We start from the raw sequence: 21,315 nt of genomic DNA, 5'->3' as shown, positions 1-21,315 counted from the left end.
GCCGGCTCACTCGAAATACCGGGGAGCGGGTGGACTCGGGGCGGGGCCCAGCACGCTGAGGCGCTCGTTGTAGATCCGCTGCCAGGTGCCGTCGGTGCGAATACGGTCCAGCACGCCATTGACGAAGCGGACCATATCCTTGGCCTGCTGCTGCACGCCGACCGCGTAGTGATCCTTCGCCAGCGCCGTGCCCACCACCTCCAGATTCGGGTCCTGCGCGGCCAGGCCGTAGAGGATCGGCAGATCGGTGCTGACAGCGTCCACCAATCCCTGCTGCATGGCGGTCAGGCAGTCGAGCCAATTGTTCATGCCGATGATGGCGGGCCGTTGCGGCAGCGCGAAAATCGCGTCGAGGGTGGTGGTGCGGAATACCGCGCAGGCGCGCTTGCCGGCCAGATCCGCCGCGGATCCGATACCGGAGCCCTTGGTCACCAGAATGCGCTGATCCGACTCGAAATATGTGGTGGAGAACTCGATATCGCGGCGGCGCTCGCAGGTCGCCGAGAAATTCTGCACCACGATGTCGACTTCATTGTTCACCAGTGACGGAATGCGATCCGCGGACTGGATGGGATGCAGCTCGATCTTGTCCGGATCGCCGAACAGGTCGCGGGCGATCTCGCGGGCGATATCGATATCGAAGCCCTCGATGCGGCCGGTGGCCGGATTCCGGTAGCCGAACAGATACTGATTCTGGTCCACCCCGACGCGGAGTTTGCCGTTCGCCACAATGGTCGCCATGGTCGATCCGACCGGCATGTTTCCCGGACCGGGCTGTGCGCCCGGGCGCAGGCTCGCGGTCTCGTCGCAGGTGAGGCCGCCGCGTTCGCCCGGCGCACTGGTGATCTCGGTGGCGCCCTGCGGCAGCAGGTTCGTGACGGTCAGCTCCATGGGCGCCGACTCCGGCGCCTCCCCGCCGCAGGCCGCGGCCAGCCCGGCCACCGCCGCCAGCACCATCAGCCGAATCCGCGCGCTCACAGGAACTCCTTCAACCGCGGCCACACTCCGACGCCGACCGCGCCGGCGGCGCCCACCAGCAGGACCAGGGCCACCAGCGGGCTCAGGATGAGCGCGTCGCCCGCCGCGTCCACGTCGTCACGCAATTCTTCACGGGTGCGGGCCAATTCGTCGCGCAGCGAGACGTCCAGTGCGGCGAACCGGGTGGCGGTGTCGTCCACGCCGGTGCCGATCGCCTGGTCCACCGCGCCGCGGTAGTCATTGCCCCGATAGGCCTCGATCTGCTCGCGATGCCCATCCTGCCAGCTCGCGTACGCCTGCGTGGCCGGAGCGTCCGAGCCGACCACGGAAAGCAGATGATCGCGCAATTCGGCGCTGCGGGTGGCGAACCGGCCCTCGCTCTCGTCGAGATCGCCGCGGGTGACCAGCAGCATGGTCTCCTCGGTGCGGGCCTGCTGGGCGAGGATGCGGACCTTGACCAGGGTTTCGAACCGCGCGGTCGCGCCCTTGGGGCCGCCGTCGATGGCGGTGTGCGCGGCGATGGTGGCCACGCCGATCCACAACAGCAGCAGCACCGCCGCGCCGGCGGCCGTGGCCACGCCGAGATTCACGCGGCGATTGGTGCGGCGCAACAACATCAGCGACCCCAGCGCGCAGGCCAGCAGCACCGCGAGCAGCAGCGCGACGCTGAACCAGGGCAGCGAGGCGATGTCGTCCTGTTCCGCGTGCAGGTGGGCGAGCCGGTTCTGTTCCAATTGCTCGGCATCGCGCAGCAGGGAATTCTGCATGAGGTCCGAGGCCTGCCGCAGGTACGCCGACCCGACCGGCAAGCCCAGCCGGTTATTGGCGCGGGCCGATTCGACCAGGCCGGTGTAGGTGGGCAGCTCGGCGGAGATGCGCGCCACGGCGATTCGCGTCTGCTGGTCGGAGGCGCCGGTGGTGGCCTCGGCGAGGGCGGCGGCGGCATCGGCCAGCGCCTGCCGGTATCGCGAACGCACCTCGGCGGATTCGATGCCGCCGGACAGGAAGGCCGCGGAGGCCGCGGCATCGGCCGATGACAGGGCCACGTACAAACGCTGCGACGCATTGGCCAATGGCTCGGTATTGGCGAGGACGGTATCGCGCTGGGTCATCTTGGCGCTGAGCTGACTCGCGCTCACCAGGCCCGCGATCAAACACAGAATGGCCAATCCCGCGCCCACCGCGCCGATTGTGCCCGGCGCCGTCCGTGCGAAACGGCGCACCCACTCCGCTGCGTCGCGGAGGGCCGCCGGTAGCCGATTGCTCACACCGTTTCCCCCGTTCGACCGGCTGCTCTGCTCCCCGTACGGCGATCGTACGGTAGCCCTCCCGTTGTGTCGATCACGATCCGACCAGTTGGATTCGGTTGGTGAATCTCGTGTTTCGTTAACACGGCGGGCAGAAATTTCACCAAACGTAAGCAGCCGGCCCCTGTTCCACCGACATCACCGGCTCGTCATTCTGAATTTTCCACCGCGGCTGGGCCGGGTGGGGCGATTACGAGTCGAGTCGTTCGTGGACCTCTCGGATCGCGAGCATCAGTCGATGCCTTCGATGATGCGGAAGTCGCGCTCGACGCCGGCGGGGAGGGCCGCCAGCGCCTTCTGGTATGCCTCGCTCTCGTAGGCTGCGACGGCCTGTTCGAAGCTGTCGAACTCGATCAGAATGACGCGTTGCGCGATTCCGGCCTCGTGGGCGACGACTCGACTGCCGATATGGGACAGGAGGCGCCCGCCCCCGGCCTGGACAGCCGGGCCGGCCAGCTTGTTGTAGGGCGTCAGGCTCTCGGGGTCGGAAATCGCGGGGTAGACACTGACCCAGTAGCCCTTAGCCACGGAAGCCTCCTGTTGAATCGTCATACGCGCAGGTTAGGGCTTGATGTGTGATCGGGGGAAAGACCGATACGGGATAGGCTCAGAACGGATCGTTATCAATCGGCAGGGAGGGCATGTGGCGCCGGATACGGTGAGCCTGCGGTACTTTCTGGTGCTGGCGCAGGAGTTGAACTTCACCCGCGCGGCCGCACGGATCGGTATCGCACAGCCCGCACTCAGTGCCCGGATGCGCCGATTGGAGGCGGAACTCGGTACGGCCCTGCTGATCCGCGACACGCGTAGCGTCGTATTGACCACGGCCGGTGCGGCTTTGGCGGAGTCGGCGCCGCCCGCGCTGGCGGCGCTGGACCGGGCATGGGACACCGCCCGGAGCGCGGCGGCCGGTGAACTGGGCACACTGCGCATCGGCTACAGCATCAGCACGGGGGCCGAGACGGCACCGGCCCTGGTGGACAGGCTGATTCGCAGCAGCCCGGGACTCGAGGTCGGCGCGGTCCCGATGGCGACACCGGAGATCTCCCCCGCGGTCGCCGCCGGCCGCATCGATGCGGGGATCACCCGCGGTGCACAGCCGGGTCGTGGCGTGCGCCGGTTCCTGCTGCGGCGTGCGCGCGTCGGAGTCCAGCTGGCGCAGCATCATCCGCTGGCCGAACACCCGGAGATCGAGATCGCCGACGCGGCCGCGTATCCGGTGCGGCTCCCGGACCGTGCGGCCAATCCCGTGATCCACGATCAGCTGTCCGCACTGTTCCGCGACACCCGACCACACCCCCGATTCCACACGCCCGCAGTCTCTTTCGACATGTCTCAGCACGACCTGCGCGACGGGCTCACCCTCGCCCCCGCCAGTGAAGCTGCGGTCACGACACTATCGGCCGGTCTCACCTGGCGACCGCTGCGAGGCGCGCCCAGCCTGACACTCCACCTGGTCCTCCCGCGCGAGCAGTCGCCAGTCCACCGCCGCATCCGCGCCGTCGCCAAGACCCTGGCGCACGAGCTGCACTGGCTGCCGGGCTGACGCGCAAGAGGTCAAGCGAGAAGGACCAGCAGGACAAGCCTGAAGGGAACTCGGCGAGGTGACGTTCAGCCGGATCGAAGTCGCGCCGTTTCAGCTCGAGAGGTTCGGCACTGTCTTCGGGCTCCGCGCAGAGTGACGAAGCCCACTCGATATCTCTGCGAATAGGGTGGGGGAATGTTGACCACGTTGGCGGTGGAGAATTACCGGTCGTTGCGGCGTTTGGTGGTGCCGTTGGGGCGGTTGAATGTGGTAACCGGGGCCAATGGGAGCGGGAAGTCGAGTTTGTATCGGGTGCTGCGGTTGCTGGCGGATTTCTCGCGGAATGGGGCGGTGGCCGGGCTGGCCCGGGAAGGCGGGTTGGATTCGACGCTGTGGGCGGGGCCCAACCGTGCGGCGCGAAATGAGCCGCTGGGATTGCGGGTCGGATTCGCCGGTGAGGACTTCGGGTACGCGGCCGAGCTGGGTATACCGATTCCCGGGCAGTCGATGTTCAACCGTGATCCGGAAATCAAGGCCGAGGCGGTCTGGGCCGGGCCGGTGCTGCGGCCCTCGACCCTGCTCGCCGACCGCGGCGGGCCGGTGGTGCGGCTGCGGGACGAGGCGGACGGCTGGGGCATGGTGCCGCACGCGCTGAAACCGTTCGACAGCATGCTGGCCGAGCTGGCCGATCCGCAACGGGCGCCGGATTTGCTGCTGCTGCGGGAACGCATTCGATCCTGGCGGTTCTACGATCATCTGCGGACCGATGCGGACGCGCCGGCGCGGACGCCGCAGATCGGCACTCGGACAATGATTCTGGGGCCGGACGGCGCGGATGTGGCGGCGGCGCTGCAAACAATTCGGGAGATCGGTTTCGCCGACGATCTCGACAAGGCGGTGAACAATGCCTTTCCCGGCAGCAGCGTCGAAATCGTGAACCGCGACGGGCGGTTCGAATTATTACTGCATCAGCCCGGACTGGTGCGGCCGCTCGGCACGGCGGAGTTGTCGGACGGCACACTGCGGTATTTGCTGCTCGTCGCGGCGCTGCTGTCGCCCAGGCCGCCGGAACTGCTGGTTTTGAACGAGCCCGAGACCAGTCTGCATCCGGAATTGCTCGTGCCATTGGGTGAGCTCATCGCCACCATGGCGGAGGAGACCCAGGTCGTGGTGGTGACTCATGCGCGGGAATTGCTCGACGTGATGACCGAGCAGGCGCGTGACCTGCGTTTGATCGAATTGGTGAAAGAGGACGGCGCGACGACCGTGTCCGGTCTGGGGTTCTTGGAGGAGCCGCCCTGGTACTGGCCGGAACGTTAGGCGTCGCCGCGCGGCGGGGAGCCATATTCTGTGGGCGTGAGTGTGGATGCTGTCGGCGAGCCGGGCCCGCTGCCACGGGGGCGGCACGGGCTGACCAGGGAACAGGTGGTGACGTCCCAGTATCGGCGGTTGTGCACCGCGGTGCTGGAGGCGGTGGGTGAATTGGGGTACGCGGCCACCACGGTGGCGGATATCGTGACCCGCGCGCAGGTGGCGCGCCGCACGTTCTATTCGGTTTTCGGCAGTAAGGACGAATGTTTCGCTGCCGCTTATGATCTCGCGGTGGGGACGGCGCTCGACCAGTTGCAGGAAACCGTCACGGGGATGGTCGGTGTGAATTTCGATGAGCGGGTGCGCATTTCGTTCGAGATCTATCTCGCCGTACTGGCCGCGCAACCGCGGGCGGCGCGGGCGCTGTATGTCGAAACCCTCGCGGCGGGACCGGGATTGGTCGCGCACCGAGCGCGGGTGCACGATCGGTTCGCGGAGTACATCATGGCGGTGGCGCGGGTCGGGGTGCGGGACGGAGATCTCGCGGCCGAACCGGATCCGCAGCTGATCGACATGCTGCTCGGCGGCATCGACGACCGGGTGCGGGCCTGCCTGCACGAGCGCGGCGCGGAGCAGCTGCTCGAGCTGGCGCCGCTGTTCACCCGGACCGCCATTACGATCGCCCGCACGCCCGCGCAATGACTGTGCTGTCGATCACCACAATCGGTGCGCGGGCTATGACGGGGCGGATTGTCATCTGACACAGGGATGGTGACACGGGCCACAGTCCGACCCTAGCGTCGCATTCGAATTCGACACCGCAGTCGTTTCGAGTGAGGCATTAGGGAGAGTTTTTCATGAGGCCGAAGATCCGAGCGCTCGGCAGCGCCGTGTTCGCGACCGCATTGGCCATTACCGTCTCCGGCGGCGCGGCGAATGCCGATACCGGCAGCAGCTCCGGATCGGCACTGCGGAGCACGGCATCCGACACCGTGGGCGAGGGGCCGGAGATGACGTCCTATCTGGCCGCCTTCGGTTACGGCCTCGCACATCCCGATGTCGCGCCCCCCGGAGCCAATAACTGGAATTGCAAGCCGAGTGCCGAACATCCGCGGCCGGTGGTGCTGGTGCACGGCACCTGGTTGAACACCTATGACAGCTTCTCCTATTTGTCGCCGCGGGTCGCGCGGGCCGGATTCTGCGTATTCGCCTTCAATTTCGGCCGCGGCGGAATTCTGGACGGCGGCGGCATCGGGCCGGTGCTGCCGGGCCGCTACGGCGTCGGCCGGATGGAGGATTCCGCGCAGCAGCTGGGGCAATTCGTGGATCGGGTGCTGGCGGCGACGGGTGCGGGAGCGGTCGATGTGATCGCTCATTCGCAGGGCGGGCCGGTGACGAGCCACTACCTGAAATTCGAGGGCGGCCAGGGAAAGATCCAGAAGGTCATCTCCTTCGGGGCCACCAATCACGGCACCACGCTGATGGGCATGGCCTTGCTGGGGCGGGCGATCACCAACCTCGGCGTGAATATCCTCGGCTTCTACGAACCCATTCTGGGGCAGTCGAATATCCAGCAGGTCGTCGGATCGCCGTTCTACGCCCGGCTCAACGCCGACGGGGACACCGTTCCCGGAGTCGAATACACCGTCGTCGGCACGCGGCACGACGAGATCTCCAACCCCTACGAGTGGACCTTCCTCCAGGCCGGGCCCGACGCCACCGTGGAGAACATCACGCTGCAGCAGGGCTGCGACCAGGACATGTCCGATCACCTGACGATCATGTACTCGCCGCGCGCGGCCTCGATTGCCTTGCGCGCCTTGGATTCCCAGCAGAATCCGGAGCTCGAATGCGCTTTCAACCCCTGGATGATCGGCGGCGGCGGTCAGATCTGACCGGGCCGGACAGGAAAGGAACACACATGACGATCGGTGAATCGGTCGAAAGCCTCGGGCCTGCCGGTGGTCACGAGCCAACCAGAGCTCGGCCCCTGCTGCCCAGCGAGGATCCGTTCTACCATTCCCCGATCGCTCTCGACGGCGTGCGGCCCGGGACCATCCTGCGCTCCCGGCAAGTCCGCCTGGGGTTGTTCGGTCTGGTGCCGCAACGGGTGTCGGCGTGGCAGTTGCTGTATCGCACCATTGATCTGGACGGGAATCCGGAAGCCGCGGTGACCACCGTGCTGCTGCCCTGGAATGCCGATCCGGCCGTGTCGCGGCCGCTGGTGTCGTTCCAGTGCGCCATCGACGCCGTCGCCCCGAAATGCCTGCCCTCCTACGCTTTACGTCACCGTGCCCGCGCTATCGGCGCGATTCCGCAGATCGAACTGCCGCTCATCGCCAGCGCGCTGGAACGCGGCTGGGCGGTCTCGGTCCCCGATCACGGCGGGCTGCGCGGGCATTTCGGTGCGGCCCGCGAACCCGGCTACCGCGCCCTGGACGCGGTGCGGGCCGCCCTGCGGTTCCGCCCGCTCGGCCTGCACGCGCGCACCCGAATCGGTTTGTGGGGGTACTCCGGCGGCGGTCTGGCCACGGCGTGGGCGGCGGAGCTGGCGGGCGCCTACGCCCCCGAACTCGATATCGCCGGAGCAGTGGCGGGCTCGCCCGTCGGTGATCCGGCCGCCGCCTTCGCGCGCTTGAACGGCTCGCCCTTCGCCGGTTTCGCCATGGTCTTCACCGCCGGCCTACGCCGGGCCTACCCGCGACTGGATCACATTCTGCGCGGGCAACTCTCGGCCGACTATCTGGCCTTGCTGGAGCGCGCCGAATCGCTGGCGACCTTCCCGCTGCTGGCCCGGTTCATGGGCCGCAATGCCGACCGGCATCTGCCCGCGGGCCTCGACGCTTTCCTCGGGCATCCGGAGATGCGCGTCATTCTCGACGAGATCCGCCCCGGCGCCGCCGCTCCCGCCATGCCCATGCTGGTGATCCAGGGCGTGCACGACGAGGTGATCGCGGTCGGCGATATCGACGCGCACGTCACCCGCTACCTCGACCGGGGCGCACACGTCCGCTACCTGCGCGATCGCCTCAGCCTGCATCTTCCCTTGCAGTTCATCGGCACCCCGGCCATGGTCGACTGGCTCGCGGGCCGGTTCGAGGACCGCCCGCTGGAACCGGCCGGCACGCACACCGTGTGGTCGGTCGCCCTGCCCGGCCGGATGCTGCTGGAACTACTGCGGTTCACCGCACTGCTGGCGTCGATGCTGTCCGGACGTCCCATTCGGGAACGGCGCGATCGTAGCTCCGGGCAACCAGGGCCGAGCGCAGGTACCACAGGCCTGACGGTTGTGCCGGATCGAAACCCGTGAGCTGACCGATGCGCTTGAGCCGGTAGTCGACGGTATTGGTGTGCACGCCCAGCAGCCGCGCCGTCCGCCGCCGGTTCAGGTCGTTGCCGATATGGCGGCGCAGCGTTTCCAGCAGCTCCGGGTACTCGTCGAGCGGATCCAGCAGGGCGCGCAGGTATTCCCGCCCCGGCCCGGGCCGGGTGAGCTGATACTCCATGGCCAGATCGTCGAACCGGTACAGCCCCGGGCCGCACTGCAGGCGCTGCACCATATCCAGCAGTTCGTGCGCCCGGTCGGCCGCCTCGGGGATGCGGTCGGTCTCGGCCTGCATGACCGTCGCGGTAATGGAAACCTGTGCGGCCGTGGACAATCGGTCGACCAGCCGATCGGCGGCCTCGGCCCGGGTGCGTGGTTCCGGCAGCGTGGCCGTGGCCCAGGTGGCGGGCAGCAGAATGGTGCCGCCATCGGTGCCGAGCAGCGACAGCGCCTGCCCCGCACAGCGCGTCGCGAGCTCGGACTGAATGCGCCGCAGTTTGCGCCGCGCCACCACCTCGCCGTCGATGGCGGTATCGGATTCCCCGGGATGCGGCGGAATGCTCACCGCCAGCACATAATACGACTCGTCGATGGTGACGCCGCCGGCCCGCGCCATGGTCGAGGTCGGATGTCCGGCCAGCAGTGCCGAGGTGACGGTGTGCACCGCCGTGTGATGCTCGGCCACCACCGCGCGGTGTTCGCGGACATAGGCGACCGCGAAGGCCGAATCGACCACGGCCAGGACCTCCAGCAAGCGCCGCGCGGTGACGGCGAGGCGGTGATAGTCCGCCGGGGTGGACTCCTCCACGATCAGATCGAAGCCCATGGTGAAGCCGTCGTGAATGGCGCGGTGAATCGTCCCGATCGGGATGCCCTCGCGCGCCCAGTCCGCGCCAGCGCGTTGCAGCCGTTCGATCTTCGCCGTCACATCCCGGCCCTCCAGCACCCCGGCCGCGAGTTCCAGACAGGTCCTGGTGACCGCCGTGACATCACCGCGCAGCGCATCACCGGGCAGCGTGCCGCAGGTGGCGACGTGTTCGGCGAAGTGGGTGACCAGACGGCCGGACAGCGCCCGAACATCGTGCAGTGGAGTCGAAATCGGCGCCACCGGATGCGCGGTGGCCAGTGCGGCCTCGGTACTTCTCATCATGTCGACCCCTACGAGTTTCAGGGAACGCTGAAGTTCCTACTGGAGCGTAACTGTAATCGGCGGCGCTCCGGGCGGCAATCATGCCGAGAGCCCGGCGCCCCTCACGGGCACCGGGCTCTCGATTCGCGCCGGATTCAGCGCAGCGTGGCGAAGAACTCGCGGATATCGCCGACCAGCAGGTCGGGGACCTCCAGCGCCGGAAAGTGGCCGCCGGAGTAGAACTCCGACCAGTGCACGATATTGTGCGCCTTCTCCGCGAACACCCGGACGGCGTAGTCGCCGGTGGTGAACACCGCGACACCGGTGGGCACCGTGCCCCGCTGCGCCGGGACGAACATGGCCCCGTCGTGGAATCGCTCGTAGTAGTAGTTGGCCACGCTGCGCGCGGTATCGGTGAGCCAGTAGATCGTGACCGTGGTCAGCATCTTGTCCCGATCGATGGCCTGCTCGGGCAGCTCGTGGGCGGCGTCGGTCCACTCCTTGTACTTCTCGATGATCCAGCCCAGCTGTCCCACCGGGGAATCGGCGAGCAACTGCGCCAGGGTGTTCGGCCGGGACCCCGCGAGGTTCATATAGGCCGCACCGTCGTCCTGGAACTGCTTCATGGCCCCGAGGCGCTGCTTGTCGGCGTCGGTGAGCGCGGCCATATCGGCCGGATCACCGGTCGGGAAGGTGACCAGCGCATTGGCGTGCACCCCGAGCACGTGCTCGGTATCCACCCGGCCCAGTTTCGGGGCGATGAACGCGCCGTGGTCGCCGCCCTGCACGCCGTAGCGGTCGTAGCCGAGGCGAGCCATGAGCTCGGCCAGCGCGGCGGCGATCCTGCCGTCGTTCCAGCCGGTTTCGGTGAGCGGGCCGGAGAAGCCGTGGCCGGGCAGGGTCGGGATGACCAGGTGGAAGGCCGGGGCCTCGGGCGCGCCGTGGGCGGCCGGATCGGTCAGCGGGCCGATCATGTCCAGGAAATCGGCCGGGGTGCCGGGCCAGCCGTGCAGGAGCAGCAGCGGGGTGGCGTCGGTGCGCTCGGAGCGGATGTGCAGGAAGTGCAGGTTCTGCCCGTCGATGGCGGTGGTGAACTGCGGGTGCGCGTTGAGGCGGGCCTCGATGGCGCGCCAATCGAACTTCTCGGCCCAGTAGGCGGTCAGATCGCGCAGGTAGGAGGTGGGAACGCCGCGCTCCCAGCCGGTGCCCGGGATCTCGTCGATCCAACGGGTGCGGGTCAGGCGCTGCCGGAGATCGTCCAGGTCGGCCTGCGGGATGTCGATGCGGAAGGGGCGGATTTCCTTGTTGCTCATGACATTTATGGTTCCGATAAAGAGGGGGTCACCACATCACGAGAATTCGTTATTTCCCGCCGCGACTATCGTCTTTATCCGGCGCGCGGCATGATCGCCGAGTGACGAGTTCTCCTGTCAGCAGCACCCTGGTCGGCCGGGCCGGTGACGTGTCCGCGCTCCTGGACGCCCTCGGTGACGCCGGCACACACACCGTGCTGATCTCCGGGGAAGCCGGTCTCGGCAAATCACGCCTGGTCGACGAGTTCACCCGGCGGCTCGACCGGAACACCCTGGTCCTGGTCGGCCGGTGCCCGGAATTGGGAACGGACGGTATGGCATTCGCGCCGTTCACCACGGTCCTGCGCGGCATTGCGCGGCAGCTCGGAGTCGAGGCGCTGGCCGAGCTGCTGCCACCCCGCCCCGCACTCGCGAATTGGCTGCCCGCGCTGGCGGTCCACACCGGCGCGGCCGCCCCCGGCGCGGATCGGATCCGGCTGTTCGGCGAATTCCTCACCGTACTGGAGCAATTGGCCATGACCCGCCCGCTCGTGCTGGTCCTCGAAGACCTGCACTGGGCCGACGGCGCCAGCCGCGACCTGCTCGCCTTCCTCGTCACCAACCTCGTCGACGGCGACGCCCTGCTGGTCGGCACCTACCGTCCCGGCGACGCGGGCCCGCTGCGCGGCCTGCTCGCCGAACTCCGCCGCAACCCGGGCGTGCGCACCCTGGACCTGCGGCCCCTGACCCGCCACGAGGTCGGCCGCCAACTCGCGGCACTGCTCGGCCGCGAACCCGAATCAACGCTGATCACAAGGATTTTCGAACGCAGCGGCGGCAACCCGCTGTTCGTCGAGGCGCTCGGCCTGTCCCCGGAGGAGATCCCGGCCGGGCTGACCGACCTGCTGCTGAGTTTCCACTCCGGTCTGTCGGTCGATGCCCGGACGGTCCTGCGCGCGGCGACGGTTATCGGCTCGACCGTGCGGCACGAACTGCTGGCCGCGACAGTCGAACTGTCCGCCGATCAGCTGCACGCGGCCCTGCGCGAACTGGTCGAGCGCCACCTGATCCTGCCCGCCGACACCGGATACGAGTTCCGCCACGCACTGATCCGCCAAGCAGGCTATGACGACCTGCTCCCCGCAGAGCGAACAGGCTTGCACGCCCGGGTGGTGCGCGCGCTGCGCGCGAGCGACCAGACCCTGCCGCGAGACACCGCGGAACACCACGCTTCGGAGCTGGCTCATCATGCCGCCGCAGCAGGCGATTTCGAGCAGGCTCTCACCTCCTCCTGGCAAGCCGCAGCGGCAACCGCGACAGACGCGGAACGGCTGCGCCAGCTCGAACGAGTTCACGACTACTGGGACCGGGTCCCGCATGCATCCGAACTGCTGAGCGCCACGAAATTGGATGTCCTGGAAGGGATTGTCGAGGCAGCCCTGAACAGCGGCGCGACCGAGCGCGGGACCTCCGCGGCCGATGCCGCCCTCGCCCGCATGAACGACGCTGGCTTCAGCGCGCCCGCCCGAATCGGGAATTCCACACGGGCACTTGTAACTTCCGCTGGCGTTGGCGGTGGCGAGCTGCCCGGCGCGGTTGCCGGTGTTGGCGGTGGCGAGTCGCCCGCTGGGGCGGACAGCGTTGCGGCGCAGGGCGTGCAGAACCCGGCGAGCGACGGCGCGAAGGATTTCTCGCTCGGTGTTTCGGCTCGGGCGGGAAGTACTGCTGCCGAGGAAGTTTCGAGTGCGGACGCCAGTGGCATTGATCCTGCGCGGGTGGCACGGCTGTATCGGTGGCGGGCTGGATTGCGCGGTTTGGCCGGTGCTGGGCCCGGCGATGATCTGGATCGGGCGCTGGAGCTGTTGGCGGGGGAGCCGGCGAGCATCGAACGGGCCGAAGTGCTGACCCAGGTGGCGATCAGCCGGATCTTCAGCGGGGATGACGCGGGCGGTGGCGCGGCTGCCGGGGGTGCGCTGGAGATCGCACGGGAGTTCGGCGCGGCGCGGCTGGTGGCGCGGTGTCATGCCTTCCTGGGGTTGGCATCCGCCGCGCAGAACGAGGTCGCGGCAGGGCATTTCGCGGCGGCGCGGGAGGTCGCCGAGTCGCTCGGCGATCCGCAGGTGCTGGTCGAGGTGGCGACGTGGGAGTCGGCGGTGCTGGTGGCGGCGGGGCGGTACCGGGAGGCCATTGCCGTGATCCAGAGCGGATTGCGGGCGGCGCACACGGGTTTCCGGTTCGCCGAATCCGCTCCGATTCTGCTGGTGAAATGGGCGCAGGCACTGACGGCGCTGGGGCGCTGGGGTGAGGTGCGGGCGTTGGTGGACGAGGCCGAGTTCGAGCAGATGCCGTCCTTGAGCCGGGCGGCCTTGCTGTTGAGCTACGCGAGAATCGCACTTGCCCAAGGCGACGCGAGCGCCGCGCGGGCCGATCTGGGCACGGCGGAACAACTGCTGGGACCGTCGAGCTGGGCCGGTGCGTATCGGCTGCAACTGCACAGCTTGCGCGGACTGTTGGCGCTCGAACACGGGAATGCGGACGAGGCCGCGGCACTGCTGGCCGACCTCTGTGCCGAGAATTCCACTACCGCACTGTTTTCCGCGTACCCCAGCGAGACGTGGCCGGTGGTGGACCTGGCGCTGCGCGTGCCCGGGGCGCCCGCCGAGCTGCGCGGATTGGCCGACTCACTGCCCGCGACAACCGCGGTGGACGCCGCGCATCATGCGGTGTGCGCCGCCCGCGCCGCTGGAACGGCGGCGCTGTGGGAACGCGCCGCGCTGGCGTGGCGGGCACTGGAACAGCCCTACGAGGAGGCCGAGAGCCTGTTCGCGGCTGCCGAAGCCCATGTGTCCGAGGGGACTCGGGACGCGGCGGTGGCCGCGCTGAGAACGGTCGTCGAGTCCGCCGCCGAATTGGGCGCGGAACCGCTCACGGCGGCGGCCGAACAGGTGGCGAAGCGGGCGCGCCTTCCGATCGGCGCGGCGGCCGGGACGCCGGCAGGCGATGCGTCCTCGAACGCACGGCCCTCGGGTGCAGGGCACTACGGTCTCACTCCGCGTGAGCTCGATGTGCTCCGCTTGGTCGCCAAGGGCATGAGCAATCGCGCACTGGCGGCCGAGTTGTTCATCAGCGCGAATACCGCCGGGGTGCATGTCTCGCGGATTCTCACGAAACTGGGCGTCGCCAGCCGCACCGAAGCCGCGGCATTCGCCCACGCGCACAACCTACTCGGATAGCGACCCACGACCTCCCCTCCGATCAGGATCTGAAAATGCGCCGACCGGGAACTGGTGGCGGGAGCCACTCGGCGAACGCCGCCACAGTTTCCCGGTGATCACATGTCCAGGGTCTGCCTTTGTCATCACCAGGGCACTGGTCCGGCGTCGTCGAAGAATCCGCCGGTCGGTCCGTCGTCGGGCAGGGTCGCGAGGTGAACCGCGATGGCCGCGCCCTGTTGTGGTGTGCGGACGCCGCGGAAACCGTTGAGGTCGGTGGCGGTGAAGCCGGGGCGGCCGGAGTCGATCAGGATCTTCGACGCCAAGGCAGGTGCTGGTTCGCGAGGGGGCATGGCAGGGTGGGGGTATGGGTGAACGGGAAGATGGTCGGGGCGTGTTGGTTACGGGGGCTTCGCGGGGGATCGGGCGGGCGATCGCGCTGATGTTCGCGGAGATGGGGGATCGGGTCGCGGTGCATTATTCGTCGCGGCGGGAGGAGGCGGAGAAGACGCTGGCCGGGCTGCCGGGGGAGGGGCATGTGCTGGTTGGCGGGGATGTGGCGCGGGAGGCGGAAGCCATTGTGGGGGCGGCTGTCGAGGGGTTGGGGACGGTGCATGTGCTCGTGAACAATGCGGCGGTGAATCTGCCGAGCCCGGTGGCATCCACGGATTATGAAGAGTGGCAGCGGGTTTGGCGGGAGACGGTGGATGTGAATCTGGTGGGGACGGCCAATGTGTCGTATCTGGTGGCGCGGCACATGATCGAGCGGGGGGTTGCGGGGCGGATTGTGAATGTGGGGTCGCGGGGGGCGTTTCGGGGGGAGCCGGATCATCCGGCCTACGGGGCCACCAAGGCGGCGGTGCACGCGCTGGGGCAGTCGCTGGCGGCGGGGCTGGCGCCGCACGGGATCGGGGTGGCCTCTGTCGCACCGGGATTCGTGGCCACCGAGCGGGTGGCGGAGCGGGTCGACGATGCGGTGCGGGCGCAGAGTCCGTTCGGGCGGGTGGCCGAACCGGCCGAGATCGCGGCGGCGGTGCGGTATCTTGCGTCGGCGGAGGCGCAGTGGAGTTCGGGGGCGGTGCTGGATGTGAACGGCGCGTCGTACCTGCATTGAAGTCGCACCTGCATTGACAGGGAGAACCCCCTCCGGGCCGGGGCCGGGAGGGGGTTCGGGTCGAGCCGGGCTACTAGACCACCTGGACCATGTCGCCGGGGTTCAGGTAGTTGAAGAACTCGCGGGCGCCGTCGGGCACCATGCGGATACAGCCGTGCGACTGGCGGTCGATCGGCCCGATGTGGAAGGCGATGTCCCCGTCGAAGAAGATCGCGTACTCCATGGGAGCGTGGTGCATGGTGCTCCAGTGGAACGGCTTCTTGGAGTCCACGTCGAACAGGCCGCGGCGGGTTTCGAAGCCGGGCATGCCGTGCGAGATGGGGGTGGGGCCGTAGACGACCTTGCCGTTGTCCAGCAGCCACGCCTCATTGGTCTCCAGGTTCAGGCAGGCCCGGGCGGTCTTCTCACCGCAGGGCGCGGTGATCGGAGCCGGCTCGCTCGGAATGATGGCGGGAAGACCCGGAATATCGGGACCGCCCGGCCATAACGGCTCGGCTTGCGCGGGCACGGCCGCGAATCCGGCGGTTGCGATACCGATAAAGATCACCGATCGCGCCGCCGAGCCGAGGTAACGCTGTGTTCTCATCGCGGTTCTGACCTCTCTAGCCTTGCCCGCCACCCTGTCAACCCGCCAGGGCGAAGGGACATCACGTTGGGAGAGCTTTGGACCGTTGGGAGGTACCGGGCATCATTCTGGCCTGTGCGTCCGAAGATTCGCGCCATTCGACGACGACACGCGAACGCGGTACACCGGCGCGCCGCGGGCCGGTGCGCGGTCAGCGGATGGGCGGCAGGGTGCGGTCCCGGGGATCGGCCCAGCTGGGTGCGTTCGCGCCATTGTCGGGAACATCCGGTCGCGGTGCGTTCGAGGATCCGCGAATCTGCTGGCCCGGCGGCGGATCATCGCAGTAACTCCAGCGCGCCAAAGTGCCGTCCTGCACGACATAGTGCGCCGACGGCTTGACCGGATACTCGCACCACGGCCGCAGCCACGCGTCCACCACGGTGTGGAACTCGTTGTGGTGGGCCGGAGCCCCCATGGCCGCGGTGCCGACCAGCAGCGACGGGAACAGCGCGCGCAGGGCCGGGGTCCGCAGCAGCGCGGCTTTCACGATCGCGGCCATATTGGTCACCAGCGACTGAATGGGGTCCTGGTTGCGGTCCAGGACCTCGTCGGCCACCCGCAGATGAGCGGGCGCGGAGTCGAGCAGTTCCCGCAGCTCGGCATTGGCGTCGTCGAGCTGCCCGGCCAGCAGGCTCGAATTCGCGGTCAGCGTCCCCAGATCCGGTTGCGCATGCGAGGTGGTATCCGCGATGAGCCGCAGGTTCTCGATGAGATTGGTGGTCTGCGGCAGCAGATTGTCCAGCCCGGCCGTCGCCAGGCTCACCCCGTCGACCAGGGCCCGCATCTGGTCCGGCCCGCCGCTGAAGGCGATATCGAGCTGATTCAGGATCACCCCCAGCTTGTCCGGATCTATCTGCGCGAACAGCGCATCGGAATTCTCTAGGGCATTCCAGATCGGCGTGGGCGTGCTGATCCGCTCCGGATCGAACCGGATGACCTGCCCGTCCGCGAGATACGGCGCGCTATCGGTATTGGGCCGGAAGTCCAGGTACTGCTCCCCGGCGCCCGACAAGGCCCCCACGGCGATGGTGGCATCGGCCGGAATCCGGTATTTGTCGTCGATCTCGGCCACCGCGGCGATGGCGGCTCCACCGTCGATGAGGTCGACCGACTTCACCTTCCCCACGCGATACCCCCGCCAGGTGACATCGCCGCCCGGCTGCAATCCGCCGGACTGCGCCAGGTGCACGGTCACCGCATAGGTCGACTCGGGCGGCTTCACCCGCGCCACGCTCACCAGCAGGTAGGTCACCCCCACCAGCATCACACCCACCAGAGCGAGATTCGACACCAATGTCTTGTGTTCTCGCAGAACGTTCAACAGGCCCGCCTTCACCACTGCCGATCACGGACAACAGGTTCGGAGCACAGCAAACACTTGGCGAAACTGCGGGCTATCTAACCATGCGCCCCGGCGGGTGCGGCGTCAGCTGTCGATAACGCCGGACCAGGCGGGATCCAGGACGGTGCTCAGCGCCGTCCACGGGATGGTGAGGTCGACGACGCCCATGGCATTCGGTCCCACCTGGCCGGGGACGAAATGGACGTGCATGCCCTCGGGCGTGGCGGTCCAGCACCGGAAGTTCTCCAGCGTTGGCGTGATGCCGTCGGCGTCGAAGTCCGCCCCGGTGCGGGACTGCGGAAGCAGCAGCGCGGCCTGAGCGGACAGGGCGTCCAGTCCGGCCTGCTGGTCGGTGAACAGTTCGGGCAGTTCGATTTCCAGGCCGGTCTCCAGATTGGTGACATGGGTGCCCATGATCGTGATGGGCCGCACGCCGCCGCCGTCGAGGCTCGTCCACAGCACACCGCTGATCACCTTGCCGCCGATGTGCTCGACGGCGCTGAGCTCGGTCGGATCGGTGAGCGAGACGCCCCCGTCGTCGTACTCGTCGATCAGCGACTGCAGCAGCGCGCGCATGCCCTGGTTGAATGCCTTTGGCCCGGTGCCGGTTCCGCCCTGCACCTGGGGCACCAGCACGTCGTAGGCGAGCGTGCCCTGGGCGCCGTCGATCCGCAGCCCGGAGGCGGAGAGGGGCGTATTGCGCGGCGGTATGCCCGCGACCGAGGTCGTGGCGCTCGGCCCGCCCGGCGCGCCGGGCGTCGTCGCGTCGCCGCAGGCCGTCAGGGTCACGGCCAGCGCCGCGATGGCCACCACCGTGGCCGATGTGATCCGCATGGTCCCCAGGGTCGGGGCGGCCGCTTGGTAGACGCCAACGAATCGCTAATGGAAGTGCCCGGCGCCGACCGGCTCCCGGAGTCCGCCGGCCCGAAAAGGCGGCGCGGCGAGCGGGACTCCCGGGGCGGCTCGATCGCCCGCGCGATGGCGCTCGGCGAATCGGCCGGCCCACCAGACGGTCCGGGCGCGCGCCAGGGTGAGGCGGTCGGTGACGTCGGTCCAGGCTTCGGCGGTGGTGGCCGCGAAGCGGGCGGCGGTTGTGCGGGCGTGCTGGATACGCATGTGGACCCCGCGCACACATGCGGACCCGCCCCTGTTGTGTGTCGGCACCGCTGACCTCCCTGCATCGGCGATGACGGCAAGCACCTTGCCAGGCGCGAATAAAAAGCGAATAAACGTTCTCTATTGACGGGTGGGCGCGGGCCCGAACAGGCTGTCCAGGGTGGGCGCGGGCAGGCCGGCGCGCCGGAAGATCTCGGCGGCGTCGGCGAATTCGCGATCGGCGGCAGCGGCGGTCGCGACGGCGTCGGGCGCGCTGGAGGTGGCCAGCGCCTGCGCACGCAGGGTCATGGCGGAGGCGCGCAGGGCCATGGCGCGGGCGCGGTCGATGGGATCGGCGGCCTTGGTGAACAGGTCCAGCGCGTGGGTGGCCTCGGCTTCGGCGGCCTCGGCGTGCCCGGCGCGCAGATGGATCTGCGCCAGGCGGGTGCGGGCCCAGCCCTCCCACAGCCGGACGCCATTGCGCTGCGCCATGCGCACGGCCTGCACGCCGAGCTCCAGGGCGCGGCCGTGCTCGCCGAGCAGGGACCGGGTGGCGGCCAATTCGTGGGTGGCCCAGCCGAGGGCGACCGGGTTGGAGGATTCGCGGGCCAGGCCGATGGCGCGATCGGCCACCGCGACGGCTTCGTCGTACTGCCCGGATTCGCACAGGGTGCGGGTGGCGAGCGCGAGAATCCAGGCCTCCATGGACAGATCGCCGAGGGCGCGGGTGAGCGTCATGGCATTGACGTAGTGGCGGTGCGAATCCTTGGTGCTGCCCAGCCGGCGATCGGCGATGCCGAGCAGGATCTCCGAGAGCACCTGCAGGCGGCGGCCGGCGTCGTCGGTGGGCGGCGGGACGGCTTGCAGATACTCCATGCTCGCCTCCACCTCACCGAGCCCGACCTGCAGCAGCGCGCCCACCGCGACCCGCAGCCGCCGGATGCTGCCGCAGTCGTCCTCGCGGATCGCGGTGTGCAGCAGGGCCTTCAGGGCATCGGCGAGCTCGCGGGCATTGATGCCGGCATCGATGAACTCGGCCATCACCCAGGCGAGATCGGCGGCCATGGCGACCACCTGCCCGCCCAAGCGCGCGGCCTGCCGGTGCAGGGCGATGACCACCGGGCGCTCGATATCGTTCCAGCGCTGGCCATCCGGTCCGCCGGTGAACAGGTGGCCGGGCACGGTGGTCGGGACCAGCAGGCTGGTGGTATTGCTGTAATCGATTGCGCAGAGCAGGTTCTTGGTGCTGGCCAGGTAATAGTCGAGCAGCCGGGACAGCACGAAGGTCTCGTCCTCGCCGGGCAGCCGGCGGGCGAACAGGCGCAGCAGATCGTGGAAGCGATACCGGCCCGGCGCGGTGGTCTCCAGCAGGCTCAGATCCACCAGGGATTCGCACAGGTACTCGGCGCGGCCCACCGAAACGCCGAGCACCGCGGCCACGGCATCGACCGGCAGATCCGGCGCCTCCGCGCGCGCCAGTGCGCGAAAAGCCCTGGCCTGCTCGGCATTCAGCTGTCCGTAGCCGAGGTGGAAGGCCGCCTCGACGGTGAGCTCGCCGGTCTGCAGCACATCCAGGCGCTGGCTCTCGTCGGCGAGCCGGTCGGCCAGGGCGGCAATGGTCCATTGCGGGCGGACCGCCAGTCGCGCACCGACAATGCGCACCGCGAGCGGCAGGCACGCGCACTGCGCGATCACCGCATAGGCCGCATCCCGTTCGGCGGCAACGCGTTCCGGGCCGAGGATGTGGGTGAGCAGCGTCATCGCCTCCTCGGTCTCCAGAACGTCGAGGCGGGTGCGGCGGACGGCGGGCAGTTCGGTCAGGGCCGAGCGGCTGGTGATCAGGACGGCGGTTCCGGGGGTGCCCGGCAGCAGCTCCCGCACTTGGGCGCTGTCGCGGGCATTGTCGAGGACCATGAGAATCCGCTTGTCGCTCACCAGGGTTCGCACCTGCGCGGCCCGATCGTCGACGGTGGTGGGAATATCGCCCTCCGCGACGCCCAGCGAGCGCAGGAAACCGCTGAGCGCGTCGCCGGGCGCGACCGGTTCGGCGTCCACGCCGCGCAGGTTCACATACAGCTGCCCGTCCGGGAATCGATCGCGCACCCGATGCGCCACGTGCAGCGCGAGGGTGGTCTTGCCGACCCCGCCCATGCCGCCGACCGCGGAGATGGCCACCGCGCTGCCGTCACCGCTGACCTGGGCGGCGAGCTCCTCGGCCAGTCGCGAGCGGCCGGTGAAATCGGCGATGTCGGGCGGCAATTGGGCCGGGGTGGGCGTCGCGCGGGCCGGGCGCTGCACCGGCGGCAGATCGGCGCGCAGGATGCGGGTGTGCACGGCGGCGAGTTCGGGGCCGGGCTCCACGCCGATCCCGTCCACCAGGGCGCGCCGGGCGCGGGCGTATTCCTCCAGCGCCTCGGCCTGCCGCCCGCAGTGATACAGCGCCGTCATGAGCAGCGCGCGGAAGCGTTCCCGCAGCGGATGCTCCACGATCAGCGGGCCCAGCTCGGTGACGGCCTCGGCGCTGCGCCCGGTCTCGATATCGAGCGCGAGCCGATCCTCGAGAATCGCCAGCCGCCACTGTTCCAGGCGGGCGCGCTGGCGTTCGGCGAAGGGGCCCGGCAGTCCGCCCAGCGCCGCGCCCTGCCAGTACGCCAGGGCCGCGATGAGGTTCTCGCGGGCGGCGGCCGGATCGTCGTCGCGCAGCAGCGCGGCCGCCGCCACCCGGCTCTCGACCTCGTCGATATCGGTGCTGCCCGGCGGCATGCGCAGCGCGTACCCGTCGCCGATGGACACCAGCAGCGTGGACGGCCCCCGCATGACCCGCTCCGGTTCCAGTTCGCGGCGCAGCTTGGCCACATGGGTGCGCAGGGCGGGCACCGCCCGCAGCACCGGATCCTCACCCCAGATGCCCTCGACGAGTTCGGCGGCCGTGACCGCCTTGCCCTCACGCAGCAGTAGCGCCGCCAGTACGGCGCGCCGCTGTGGCGGGCCCAGGTCGAGCGGTGCGCCCGCACGCCAGGCACGCACCTCGCCCAATATCGAGAACTTAAACAAACCGAC

At 69.0% G+C, this 21,315-nt stretch carries 17 protein-coding genes and 1 pseudogene; 7 read left to right on the top strand and 11 right to left on the bottom strand.

The window, feature by feature from the left end; genetic code table 11:
* Positions 1–6: 6 nt before the first annotated feature.
* From ACFVIV_RS10715 to ACFVIV_RS10705, 3 genes are all read right to left on the bottom strand, one after another.
* Complete coding sequence (locus tag ACFVIV_RS10715; RefSeq protein ID WP_379194777.1) at positions 7–978, bottom strand: glutamate ABC transporter substrate-binding protein; 972 nt, start codon at positions 976–978, stop codon at positions 7–9.
* A complete protein-coding gene (locus ACFVIV_RS10710) occupies positions 975–2,246 on the bottom strand; it encodes a hypothetical protein (protein WP_379194776.1) in 1,272 nt (423 codons plus the stop codon). The genes ACFVIV_RS10715 and ACFVIV_RS10710 overlap by 4 nt, the downstream gene beginning before the upstream one ends.
* A gap of 270 nt (positions 2,247–2,516) precedes the next feature.
* A complete protein-coding gene (locus tag ACFVIV_RS10705) occupies positions 2,517–2,837 on the bottom strand; it encodes a DUF1330 domain-containing protein (RefSeq protein ID WP_379194774.1) in 321 nt (106 codons plus the stop codon).
* Between the two features lie 91 nt (positions 2,838–2,928).
* Between ACFVIV_RS10705 and ACFVIV_RS10700 the strand changes: the two genes are divergently transcribed.
* From ACFVIV_RS10700 to ACFVIV_RS10680, 5 genes and pseudogenes are all read left to right on the top strand, one after another.
* Positions 2,929–3,831 carry a LysR family transcriptional regulator gene (locus tag ACFVIV_RS10700; RefSeq protein ID WP_379194772.1) on the top strand — a complete coding sequence of 301 codons (903 nt, stop codon included), beginning with the start codon at positions 2,929–2,931 and terminating at the stop codon, positions 3,829–3,831.
* A gap of 174 nt (positions 3,832–4,005) precedes the next feature.
* Positions 4,006–5,130, top strand: coding sequence for an AAA family ATPase (locus ACFVIV_RS10695; protein ID WP_379194770.1), 1,125 nt, complete (start codon positions 4,006–4,008; stop codon positions 5,128–5,130).
* Positions 5,131–5,166: 36 nt separating this feature from the next.
* On the top strand, positions 5,167–5,823 hold the full coding sequence (locus ACFVIV_RS10690; protein WP_379194768.1) for a TetR/AcrR family transcriptional regulator: 657 nt from the start codon (positions 5,167–5,169) through the stop codon (positions 5,821–5,823).
* 155 nt (positions 5,824–5,978) lie between these two features.
* Complete coding sequence (locus tag ACFVIV_RS10685; RefSeq protein WP_379194766.1) at positions 5,979–7,016, top strand: alpha/beta fold hydrolase; 1,038 nt, start codon at positions 5,979–5,981, stop codon at positions 7,014–7,016.
* Positions 6,971–8,218 (top strand): annotated as a pseudogene (locus tag ACFVIV_RS10680) (lipase family protein); the annotation flags it as partial. The gene ACFVIV_RS10685 and the pseudogene ACFVIV_RS10680, both read left to right, overlap by 46 nt.
* A gap of 85 nt (positions 8,219–8,303) precedes the next feature.
* On the opposite strand, the gene ACFVIV_RS10675 reads toward ACFVIV_RS10680, so the two are convergent.
* Together ACFVIV_RS10675 and ACFVIV_RS10670 are read right to left on the bottom strand one after the other, a co-directional pair.
* A complete protein-coding gene (locus ACFVIV_RS10675; protein ID WP_379194764.1) occupies positions 8,304–9,596 on the bottom strand; it encodes a PucR family transcriptional regulator in 1,293 nt (430 codons plus the stop codon).
* Between the two features lie 134 nt (positions 9,597–9,730).
* Positions 9,731–10,888: an epoxide hydrolase family protein gene (locus tag ACFVIV_RS10670; protein WP_379194762.1), complete on the bottom strand. Its 1,158-nt coding sequence runs from the start codon at positions 10,886–10,888 to the stop codon at positions 9,731–9,733.
* A gap of 101 nt (positions 10,889–10,989) precedes the next feature.
* On the opposite strand from ACFVIV_RS10670, the gene ACFVIV_RS10665 reads away from it, so the two are divergent.
* Positions 10,990–14,100, top strand: coding sequence for a helix-turn-helix transcriptional regulator (locus ACFVIV_RS10665; RefSeq protein WP_379194760.1), 3,111 nt, complete (start codon positions 10,990–10,992; stop codon positions 14,098–14,100).
* A 125-nt stretch (positions 14,101–14,225) separates the two neighbouring features.
* Here the strand turns inward: ACFVIV_RS10665 and ACFVIV_RS10660 are convergent, their stop codons facing one another.
* Complete coding sequence (locus ACFVIV_RS10660) at positions 14,226–14,405, bottom strand: hypothetical protein (RefSeq protein ID WP_379194758.1); 180 nt, start codon at positions 14,403–14,405, stop codon at positions 14,226–14,228.
* A 68-nt stretch (positions 14,406–14,473) separates the two neighbouring features.
* Here ACFVIV_RS10660 and ACFVIV_RS10655 point away from each other — a divergent pair, with 68 nt between their 5' ends.
* Entirely contained in the window at positions 14,474–15,193 is a 720-nt protein-coding gene (locus ACFVIV_RS10655) for an SDR family NAD(P)-dependent oxidoreductase (RefSeq protein ID WP_379194756.1), read from the top strand.
* Between the two features lie 73 nt (positions 15,194–15,266).
* Here ACFVIV_RS10655 and ACFVIV_RS10650 read toward each other — a convergent pair whose 3' ends face one another.
* The 5 genes from ACFVIV_RS10650 to ACFVIV_RS10630 all read right to left on the bottom strand — a co-directional run bounded on the left by ACFVIV_RS10650 (position 15,267) and on the right by ACFVIV_RS10630 (position 21,282).
* Entirely contained in the window at positions 15,267–15,779 is a 513-nt protein-coding gene (locus tag ACFVIV_RS10650) for a L,D-transpeptidase (protein WP_379194754.1), read from the bottom strand.
* Positions 15,780–15,969: 190 nt separating this feature from the next.
* The gene (locus ACFVIV_RS10645) at positions 15,970–17,139 is read right to left on the bottom strand and encodes an MlaD family protein (protein ID WP_379194753.1); all 1,170 of its coding nucleotides are present in this window, start codon (positions 17,137–17,139) and stop codon (positions 15,970–15,972) included.
* Positions 17,140–17,244: 105 nt separating this feature from the next.
* On the bottom strand, positions 17,245–17,994 hold the full coding sequence (locus tag ACFVIV_RS10640; protein WP_379194751.1) for an RsiV family protein: 750 nt from the start codon (positions 17,992–17,994) through the stop codon (positions 17,245–17,247).
* 45 nt (positions 17,995–18,039) lie between these two features.
* Positions 18,040–18,276, bottom strand: a complete 237-nt coding sequence (locus tag ACFVIV_RS10635) for a hypothetical protein (protein WP_379194749.1) — start codon at positions 18,274–18,276, stop codon at positions 18,040–18,042.
* 120 nt (positions 18,277–18,396) lie between these two features.
* Complete coding sequence (locus tag ACFVIV_RS10630) at positions 18,397–21,282, bottom strand: BTAD domain-containing putative transcriptional regulator (protein WP_379194747.1); 2,886 nt, start codon at positions 21,280–21,282, stop codon at positions 18,397–18,399.
* Positions 21,283–21,315 lie beyond the last annotated feature (33 nt).

It is taken from the genome of Nocardia sp. NPDC127526, assembly GCF_042672265.1.
Classification (GTDB): domain Bacteria; phylum Actinomycetota; class Actinomycetes; order Mycobacteriales; family Mycobacteriaceae; genus Nocardia.
The sequence above is the reverse complement of the archived record's forward strand: the minus strand, read 5'-3'. Positions and strand labels throughout refer to the sequence as shown.